11 protein-coding genes are annotated in these 8634 nt (G+C 59.1%); 9 read left to right on the forward strand and 2 right to left on the reverse strand.

The window, feature by feature from the left end; genetic code table 11:
- Window positions 1-14 precede the first annotated feature (14 nt).
- Entirely contained in the window at window positions 15-527 is a 513-nt protein-coding gene (locus B5D49_RS09645) for a hypothetical protein (protein ID WP_078717488.1), read from the forward strand.
- Window positions 528-685: 158 nt separating this feature from the next.
- On the opposite strand, the gene B5D49_RS09650 is transcribed toward B5D49_RS09645, so the two are convergent.
- Window positions 686-1588: a M23 family metallopeptidase gene (locus B5D49_RS09650; protein ID WP_078717489.1), complete on the reverse strand. Its 903-nt coding sequence runs from the start codon at window positions 1586-1588 to the stop codon at window positions 686-688.
- A 214-nt stretch (window positions 1589-1802) separates the two neighbouring features.
- Between B5D49_RS09650 and B5D49_RS14755 the strand changes: the two genes are divergently transcribed.
- The 4 genes from B5D49_RS14755 to B5D49_RS09665 all read left to right on the forward strand — a co-directional run bounded on the left by B5D49_RS14755 (window position 1803) and on the right by B5D49_RS09665 (window position 4544).
- On the forward strand, window positions 1803-2006 hold the full coding sequence (locus B5D49_RS14755; protein WP_144019379.1) for a hypothetical protein: 204 nt from the start codon (window positions 1803-1805) through the stop codon (window positions 2004-2006).
- Window positions 2003-2683 carry a response regulator gene (locus tag B5D49_RS09655; RefSeq protein WP_234990675.1) on the forward strand — a complete coding sequence of 227 codons (681 nt, stop codon included), beginning with the start codon at window positions 2003-2005 and terminating at the stop codon, window positions 2681-2683. The genes B5D49_RS14755 and B5D49_RS09655 overlap by 4 nt, the downstream gene beginning before the upstream one ends.
- A gap of 470 nt (window positions 2684-3153) precedes the next feature.
- Window positions 3154-3894: an SIR2 family NAD-dependent protein deacylase gene (locus tag B5D49_RS09660; RefSeq protein WP_078717490.1), complete on the forward strand. Its 741-nt coding sequence runs from the start codon at window positions 3154-3156 to the stop codon at window positions 3892-3894.
- Between the two features lie 116 nt (window positions 3895-4010).
- Window positions 4011-4544, forward strand: coding sequence for a PsbP-related protein (locus B5D49_RS09665; RefSeq protein ID WP_078717491.1), 534 nt, complete (start codon window positions 4011-4013; stop codon window positions 4542-4544).
- 74 nt (window positions 4545-4618) lie between these two features.
- Here B5D49_RS09665 and B5D49_RS09670 read toward each other — a convergent pair whose 3' ends face one another.
- Entirely contained in the window at window positions 4619-5002 is a 384-nt protein-coding gene (locus B5D49_RS09670; RefSeq protein WP_078717492.1) for a hypothetical protein, read from the reverse strand.
- Between the two features lie 259 nt (window positions 5003-5261).
- On the opposite strand from B5D49_RS09670, the gene B5D49_RS09675 reads away from it, so the two are divergent.
- From B5D49_RS09675 to B5D49_RS09695, 4 genes are all read left to right on the forward strand, one after another.
- Window positions 5262-6185, forward strand: coding sequence for an alpha/beta hydrolase (locus B5D49_RS09675; protein WP_078717493.1), 924 nt, complete (start codon window positions 5262-5264; stop codon window positions 6183-6185).
- Window positions 6186-6234: 49 nt separating this feature from the next.
- Window positions 6235-6630: a DUF2784 domain-containing protein gene (locus B5D49_RS09680; RefSeq protein ID WP_078717494.1), complete on the forward strand. Its 396-nt coding sequence runs from the start codon at window positions 6235-6237 to the stop codon at window positions 6628-6630.
- Window positions 6631-6751: 121 nt separating this feature from the next.
- Window positions 6752-6982: a hypothetical protein gene (locus B5D49_RS09685; protein ID WP_078717495.1), complete on the forward strand. Its 231-nt coding sequence runs from the start codon at window positions 6752-6754 to the stop codon at window positions 6980-6982.
- Window positions 6983-7979: 997 nt separating this feature from the next.
- Window positions 7980-8634, forward strand: a 655-nt coding sequence (locus B5D49_RS09695; protein ID WP_200806789.1) for an RHS repeat domain-containing protein, incomplete at its 3' end; no start/stop codon positions are given.

The following is an 8634-nucleotide window of genomic DNA, read 5'->3' on the forward strand; positions in this document are numbered from 1 at the left end:
AGGAGGACCATTCCGTGCGACCCATCCATCATCCCCACCCTGTTGCCGTGGCCCTGCTGGCGGCAATGTTGCTCTTTCCGCTTCTTCTGCCGCATCCAGCACGGGCCGGTTCTCCCGGATATCCGGATACCCCGGCGCCCGAATTCTTTCTCGGCGTCCCGTTCGGCGCATCCATGGACGACATTCAAGGCCTGCACCCCGTGGCCGAACGCCTGCCCGGAAACGCGGCCAAGTACAAGAATGTCTACTATCGGGAAGGCGAACCGCCTACCATCGGGGAAGCCGTGATCCTGTCCGTGGCCTATTACTTCCGCAACGACAGACTCCGCTCCGTGGTGGTCACTGCCCAGGGCGACGTGAACGCCTTTCTGCTCAAGGACCAGCTCATTGATCAATTCGGCCCGGGCCGCCAGGTCGGCCACCTCTACGGCTGGACCTGGGACACCTTTTCCGTGACCCTTGGTCCCGTGCCCGACTCGGAGTTGCACGCCCTGACCTACACCCTGGAACAGGCGCCCGAAGAATAAGCGAAGCGTTGGACTCATCGCAGCCGGCTGTTGCGCAAGACAAAAGGATCCGTCCCCTCCCCCCCCCATGGCAGACAGACGATCGCCAGCAAAATCAGCCCCCGGTTCCGCGCTTGGCGCGACCGGGGGCGTTTTCATGAAGCACGGAAAAACCGTGGCTATTGAAGAATGTAATTTCTCGGATTCACAGGCTTGTTATGCAGGTGCACCTCATAGTGCAGGTGCGGCGCAACGCTGCGGCCGGTATTCCCCACCCGCCCGATGACCTGGCCGCGAAGCACGCGCTGCCCTTCCGCAACCACGAATTTGCTCAAATGCGCGTAGCGGGTCCGCAGGGTGTCGCTATGACGCACCACGATGACCAATCCATAGGAAGGCGAATGAGCGGCCTGCTCCACCACGCCGTTGGCCGTGACCCGCACCGGCGTTCCGGTGCGTGCGGTGATGTCGATTCCCTTATGAAAACGCCGCCCTCCGGTAAATGGATCGGTTCGCCAGCCAAACGGTGAGGAGAACCGCCCCTGGGTGGGGACGATCACGGGAATCGTGGCCAGGTTCTCCATCTGTTCGGAAACGGCATGCACGATGCGCTGTTGCTGGATCTCCTCCGAAAGCATGGCCTGGTAGACGCTGTCGGCACGGCGGCCTAAATTCCGCAGGTGGTTGCGCCCAAGCAGCACGGGCAACAGGCGCATGCCCCGGCCTGGTATTTCATCATGGGCAAGGGCTGTTCTGGCGTCCACAGGCGAGCCGATGGCCAACATCACCCGCAACTTCGTATTGAAGTCCTTGATGCGGCCCACATGGTATTCCATGTTCCGCAATTGCGCGGAACGGGACAAAACAGCGCTTGAAAGCTGCCCGCGCAACGCGGCAAGCGCATGCTGCTCGGCAAGCATGTCCTGCACATGGGTATAGCGCACCATCTGATATCCGGCTCCAAAACCGAGCACCAGCACCAACGCCAAAAGAAACAACAGGGTCGCGGTTCGGGTATGCAGTGCAACTACCCGTTTTCCTTGCGCGTCCAAAATGGTGAAATGGTAATTTGCACCCAGCATAAGACCCTGATCAGCCTCCGGGACCGGTGGTTGCCTTCAACCGGTTGAAATCCTCTCCATTTGCTCGTTGCGGTCCCGGCGGAATTCTGTTGTTCCACTGCGTCCGTGCCTTTTCGACTCCACCTTCTATAGATGGATGCGTCATTACAATCAAGGTCGTGATTACGAGGCTGTTCCCTTCTGGATTTTTCTTGCCCCAGGAGCTACAGTCCTCGTGCGAAGGATCGTTGTTTCGGGAACCATGTATCATCTCGTCGAGCCGTACCGTGTCGGGTTCAGCTCTGGTGTTCGTTCCATCGGCTCACTGGCTCCCGGTTTCAACGACATGGGCGGCCACCCGTTTCACGAGCCGCACACCACTCCCTTTGAAACACACCTGCGCAACGACCACAGGCAACAACAAGTGATACGCACATGAAAGAACAAATGCACCGAGTCATGATCGTGGACGACCACCCTCTGTTTCGCGAGGGGCTCAAGGCGCTCATCGGGCGGAGCGATCGGTTCCGCGTCTGCGGTGAAGCGGGAACAGCCCAGGAGGCCTTGAGCTTGGTCAAGGACGTACGTCCCGACATCATGCTCGTGGACATTACCATGCCCGGGAAAAACGGCATTGCCTTTATTCGTGAACTGCGCCAGATCATGCCGGAAATCCAATTCATCATCGTGAGCATGCACGCCAACGCCGATTACATCGTCGAGGCGTTCCAGGCCGGAGCCACTGGATACATGGTCAAGGATTCCGCAAGCGAGGGCTTGATCCGCGGCCTGAACAACGTGGCCAGAGGACAAATTTTCCTGGACAGCGCCCTTTCCGGCGAGGTGGTGGACAAGCTGCTCAAATCCCGCAACGGCCGCCAGGCCGGTTCCGACGATCCCTACAAGCTGCTTACCCCGCGCGAGCAGGAAGTCATGCGCCTGCTGGCCGAAGGACTTGTGACCAAAGAAGTGGCCGAGCGGCTCTACATCAGCCCCAAAACCGTGGAAAACCATCGCGCCAACATCATGAAGAAGCTCGGCCTGCAAAGCACGGTGGAGCTGGTCCGCTACGCGGCAAAACTCGGCCTCATCGACCTGGACACCTGGGCCGGCTGACAAAGGCTCCTGCCTCGCACCACGGAACCTAGTGCGGTACATTTTGCGCGGGCCGTGTTTCCCGCTGCGGGATCCCCCTGTTTGCTTTTCATGGAACAGCAGGCAGGGTCGGCTCTTTTTTCCCGCTTTCCCGAATCCAACCAACAATCAATCCTCAGGCTCCCTCCCGGACGCCAGGCCGCGACATCGGGTCTTTCGCCCAAGAAATCGGGAGTCCCCCCTATCGACAGCGCCTGCCTTTTTGGGCAAATTTTGTTCACGAGGCCTCGGCCTCCCCACTCAGGGGACCACGCGGCCCGGAAGAACAGCACCACGACCCCGTGCCCCCCTGCTGTTTTTCCGGGCCGTGCTTTTGCCTTCCCACCCTTCTCCCTCTGTTGACGTCCGCCCCTGCCCCTCGGTACAGCTTCGGATACGGTCCAACCGACATGCGGCCATCCGGCGCATTGTCCCAAAATGGAGGCTCCACCATGTCCGAATCGTTGCAGCGCGCCGCGGATCTGCTGCGAACATCCCGCTACACCATCGCCTTTACCGGAGCCGGAATCTCCGTGGAATCCGGCATCGCTCCGTTCCGCGGACCGGGCGGCCTTTGGGAGCGGCATGATCCCAACTACTTTGACAAACGCCACTTTGTGCAGCATCCGGAACAGTGCTGGCCCCTGATCAAGGAACTTTTCTACGACACATTGGAACACGCCCAGCCCAACAAGGCGCACCTCGCCCTGGCCGGGCTGGAAGCCGCAGGAAGGCTGCACGCGGTCATCACCCAGAATATCGACGCACTGCACCAACGGGCGGGCAGCGTGGAAGTGCATGAATACCACGGCGGACTCGGTCAGCTCGACTGTCTGCAATGCCGCCGCAAAACCCCGGCGGATCAGGTTTCATTAAACACCCTGCCCCCGCCCTGCCCCATCTGCGGCGGCCTGCTCAAGCCGGACATCGTGTTCTTTGGCGAGCCTATCCCCGAAGACGCCATGCAGTTTTCCCATCTTGCGGCACAAAAATGCGAGGCCATACTCGTGATCGGCACCTCGGGCAATGTCCATCCCGCGGCCCGCATCCCGCCCATGGCCAAACGCGCCGGCGCGGCCGTCATTGAAGTCAATGTGCAACCCTCGGCCTATACGGATTCCGTCACGGACATCTTTCTTCAAGGTCCGGCCGGTGCCACCCTGGAGACGCTGCGTCAGGCAGTGATCGGCTGATGCGCTTTCGGTTGTGGGGCGCGGTCCCGTGTGCTATCAACCGCTCTGAATCTGACGTCATTTCAGGGTGAAATGACGCTGAAACGCGGCCCGGGCCGCGCCACAAGGAGAGACCCATGGCCACGCATGCCTGGAAACAACGCGTTCTTTTCATTTGCCTGTGTTCCCTGACCCTGCTTTGCGCCTGTTCCAACGGCGTCCCCGACGGGTTCGCGCTCTACGAGGACGAAAGCAACGGCTTTGCCATCGCCTATCCCCAGGACTGGGAAGAAATGCACGGCATGGGAACGCTGGTAAGCTTTGCCGAACCGGGAGAAAGCGCCAAGGGCCGCCCCAACTTCGGCGTCACCAGCGAAAAACTCAACTCCAGCATGACCCCGGAGCAATATCTGCAACAGGCCCGCATCGTCATGAAGCAGGTCATGCCCAAGTTTGAGTTCCTGGGCCAGCAAAACGAAACCATCGACGGACGCGACGCGGTCCGCTTCCAATACAGCATCGTCATTGACGGACAGCAACTCACCCTGGTGGGATTCGCCACCATTCAAGACAACATGGCCTATGTGGTCACGGGCGGCTGTCAGAACGAACAGTTCGCAGACTACGAAGGCATTTTCGATCAAGCCGGCCGCTCCCTGCGTCTGATCTGACGACCACGCCCGAGTCGCAAAAAAACGGCTTTCCGTATTCGCGGAAAGCCGTTTTTTGTTCGGTCATTGACCGTCTATTTGTATGTTGGCGACTTTTCGATAAGATCCAACAAAATCAGCGCTGTCTTCATATGTTTCACGTTGGTTTCATCCATGTGGTCAAGGATGTGTTCCTTCAGCGGCGTCACGCATCGGCGCAGGTGGCCCTGGCCCAGCTCCTCAAGCCGGTAGGCGGCCTCCAGCACATCCAGCAGGAGCCGGTCCAGCCCGGGGTCGTACTCCGTGTAATAGAGCAGGGCGTCCCGCACCTTGAACACGCCGTAGAGGATGGCCTCCTCCTCGGTGTAGTCACGTCCCCAAACATCCCCGGCCGTAAAACGGGGACGCTGAATGGAAACCGGTTCCGGATCGGGCAAGCGCCGCCCGCGATACTCCTTCAGAGCAATGACCTGTCCCATGGCACCTCCTTGTGCACGTTCCAGCGGGAACATCTCTCGCCCCCGCCATCAGGAGGCATCCGGCCGGTCCTGCCGGATACCGCACCCTCTCATCGGCCGGGTCGGGAAATAACTTGACCCCTTTGGCCAATGTGCGGTCATGGTCTTTGGTCCGGCTTTCAGCTACATTGACACACCCCTGCGGCGCAAAGCGCATCCAGGGCTTTGGACCCAACGGCCGCGCCTCGGCACCCTTTGCCCGCGGACACGGAGAACACACATGCACACCCTCCTCACCCTGCTGCAATGGCTTCTCGGCGTGGGCGCCGCGCTCTGGCTGCTCGTGGTTGCGGGTATGGCCCTGTTTCAATCCCGTCTGGTCTATCATCCCTCGGCCACTGTGACGGCCACGCCCTCGGATATCGGCCTGGCCTACGAACCGCTCTGGATCGACTCTGCGCACCAGGAAACCACCCAGCGCATCCGGGCCTGGTTTGTGCCTGCATCCGGCCCAGGCACGTCCGCATCGCCCATGCCCGCGCCGGAGGGCAACCTTGCCCGCGGAACCGTGCTGTTCTGCCACGGCAATGCCGGAAACCTCGGCCATCGCTTGGAAACCATCCAGATCCTGCACCGCCTTGGCCTGAACGTGTTGGCCTTTGACTATCAGGGATACGGGGAAAGCAGCGGACATCCCGGAGAGGAACAAACCCGCACCGATGCTCTGGCTTGTTGGGATTGGCTCGTTACTGAACGGGGCATTTCACCGAAGCGGATCATCCTCATGGGGCGCTCGCTGGGCGGCGGCGTGGCCGCGCGTCTTGCAGCGGACCTCGCAGCACAGGGACGCCAACCGGCCGCACTGGTACTGGAATCCACCTTCACCTCCCTGCCGGACGTGGGTGCGCGCCTCTACCCCTGGCTCCCGGTCCGTCTGTTGGCCCGGCATACCTATGGCACATTGGAACTGCTCCCGTCCCTTGCCCGTGTCGGCCTTCCCCTGCTCGTTATCCACAGTCCGGAAGACGAGCTGGTCCCCTTTGACCTGGGGCAATCGCTCTATGCGACCTACCAGGGTCCAAAGGATTTCCTGACCATTCAGGGCAGCCACAACCAGGGCTACCTGCTCACGGGTCCGGCCTATGACCAAGGGCTGGACGCCTTTGTTTCCCGAACGCTCACATCGGAACGCAACGATAGCTGACGATCTTTTAACTACTCAACACAAAACATTTAAACGCGGACGATGCTGCATGCTGTATGGTTTTCTGGCCGACGCCCTGCTTGTTCTGCACGTTTGCTTTGCCCTGTTCATTGTGGCCGGGCTGGGCGCAATCATCGCGGGCCGGATCCTGGACAGACCGTGGGTCCGCAACCGCTGGTTTCGCGGCGCGCACCTGGCCGCCATGGGCATTGTTTTGCTGGAAGCCCTGGCCGGATGGGTCTGCCCGCTGACACGCTGGGAATATCAACTGCGGCAGCTCGCAGGCCGCGACCCCCGGTACGAGGGGTCGTTCATGCACTACTGGGCTGAAAAGCTGTTCTATTTTACATGGCCGGATTCCGCGTTCACTGCGCTTTACACGGTAATCTTCCTCGCCATCCTGCTGTGCCTGATCCTCGTCCCCGTAAACTGGCGCGGAAAATAATGCCTACCCGCGCAGGCTAACACACCAAAAACAAACGTTTTTCAAAACACTGCACGCTCCTTGCTTCTGTCCAGGTGGTCCCAATGCGTTCCACGGCAGCTATCGCAAGGAGGCAGAAAGCATGAATATCGGCACTATCGACCGTCTTTCCCTGGAAAATCTCGCGCCCGGCAAAATCCAAGAGGCTCGCACCGGCACATTGCACCTGCCTGGAAAGTCGGCAGAAAAAGCCGGTCCGGAAGGGCTTGACCCGGACGGCATCGGTCTGAACATCGAAGACCTGGACAAAGTCCACAGCCTGAACGCGGACCGCGTGGCCAGCTTGATCGCTGATCCGTTCGGGGACGAATAAACCGCCCCAACCACCGGTTGACCAGCAACCATCCGCCCCAGCAGCGGATGTGATTCCGCCTGCTCACGGCACCCGCCCCTTTCGCGGCCTTGGCAGGGGTCTTTTTCCATGACCTGCACTCCGAACCCTGAAAAGCACTGGACAGGATTTCCGGACAGGGCTATATTGGAATCAACGTTGGACCCGTCCCGGAACACCCGGGATACGCCAGGACCGCAACGGAGGGTAGGAGGAAATAGAAACCGACGCCTTTCCACAAATCTGGCGAACTGAGTCGCCCTCAGCACAGCATCAGCACGTGCGCGGATAATCAGGTCCAGCCCAGCCCGAACCCAAAAGGCCAAGCGGCAGGACATGCCGGTCACCGGTCCCGCGCACCTTTTTTTTGTTCTTTCCATTCCCCCCCTCTCTACGCCACTTTCCGACATAACCATCCGGCTTTGTTTACGCTGCCCGGCTCTGTATCTAGCGGGTGAACAGCAATGCCCGCCGCTACCCGAAATCTCAAAGGCAGGCCTCCGGCGGCCAAAGGGTCCGCGACCCTTTGGAATCCCGTTTACCGGTCTCGCGCTTTCGCGCGGCCGGGGACGTAGGGGATGGAAAGGAACCTCGGAGTAATTGATTGTTTCTTTGGTCCAGGCATGGTCATGCCTGCCGCATTTCAGCGTTCCCTTGTCAACAGGGAAATATTGTCTTTTTACATTCCTATCCCCATCCTTTTGCATCCCAGCATTGAAACCCGTGGTATTTTCTGCTCACCCAACTACTTGTGAATACGAACTAATTCCATAGGAGAACAGCGCGATGGCAAACATTTATTCAGTGCGATTGGAACGAGATGAACGAGGACGCATTCGTACCAAAAAAGAAGACATCAACGGGCGGTCGGTAGAATGGCGGTATGGCTATGACGAGTCCGGTCGTCTAAGTGAAGTAGCTCAGAATGGGGTTGGCGTGGAACGATATACATATGACTCGGCAGGGCGACGGAAAGGGGTTGCACATCGGAAAACTTGTTGATGATGAATTGATCGAACAATATCAATGGCATGACCGATTTCATTTGGCGGCTTGGATGCATGACGGACACTGGTGGACCGTAGTCTATGAGAGAAAAGGGCGACCCATGGGCTTAGTCCGGCAAGACAACGGCATCGCACTGCACCTGCACACGGACCAAGTTGGCAGCGTTCGCGCTGTTGAAGAACCAAATCAAAAAATGATAAAAGAAATTTGGTACGATAGTTTTGGAAATGTGATTCGCGACTCCAACCCGTACCTGCCCTGCCCCTTGGGCTTTGCGGGAGGGCTGCACGACCATGATACCGGCTTGGTACGCTTTGGCTGGCGGGACTATGAACCCGATACCGGCCGCTTCACCGCGCAAGACCCCCTTGGCGCGGCAGGGGGTGACCCGGATTGGTATGGCTACTGCCTGGATGACCCAGTCAACGCCGTGGACAAAACAGGGCTACACGGCAAATTCGAAAAAAAGGATTCCGTTAACGACACGCGGAACATTCCATCCCCTAAAACGCGCGTTGATCTCGCTCAGCCTCAGCTCAGTATTGTTGGCAAAAACAAGATCCAACAGAATGATGCTCCGACGGCTTCTACAATTTGGGGTCTTGAGCAAAGCGTAAATAGAGGTG

This window comes from Paucidesulfovibrio gracilis DSM 16080 (genome assembly GCF_900167125.1).
GTDB lineage: Bacteria > Desulfobacterota > Desulfovibrionia > Desulfovibrionales > Desulfovibrionaceae > Paucidesulfovibrio > Paucidesulfovibrio gracilis.

What these genes read in the sequence shown, in the direction of transcription:
- B5D49_RS09685 (WP_078717495.1), top strand. Translation starts at nt 6,752, where the DNA reads ATGAATATCGGCACTATCGACCGTCTTTCCCTGGAAAATCTCGCGCCC.
- B5D49_RS09680 (WP_078717494.1), top strand. Translation starts at nt 6,235, where the DNA reads ATGCTGTATGGTTTTCTGGCCGACGCCCTGCTTGTTCTGCACGTTTGC.
- B5D49_RS09650 (WP_078717489.1), bottom strand. Translation starts at nt 1,588, where the DNA reads ATGCTGGGTGCAAATTACCATTTCACCATTTTGGACGCGCAAGGAAAA.
- B5D49_RS09665 (WP_078717491.1), top strand. Translation starts at nt 4,011, where the DNA reads ATGGCCACGCATGCCTGGAAACAACGCGTTCTTTTCATTTGCCTGTGT.
- B5D49_RS09675 (WP_078717493.1), top strand. Translation starts at nt 5,262, where the DNA reads ATGCACACCCTCCTCACCCTGCTGCAATGGCTTCTCGGCGTGGGCGCC.
- B5D49_RS09670 (WP_078717492.1), bottom strand. Translation starts at nt 5,002, where the DNA reads ATGGGACAGGTCATTGCTCTGAAGGAGTATCGCGGGCGGCGCTTGCCC.
- B5D49_RS09655 (WP_234990675.1), top strand. Translation starts at nt 2,003, where the DNA reads ATGAAAGAACAAATGCACCGAGTCATGATCGTGGACGACCACCCTCTG.
- B5D49_RS09660 (WP_078717490.1), top strand. Translation starts at nt 3,154, where the DNA reads ATGTCCGAATCGTTGCAGCGCGCCGCGGATCTGCTGCGAACATCCCGC.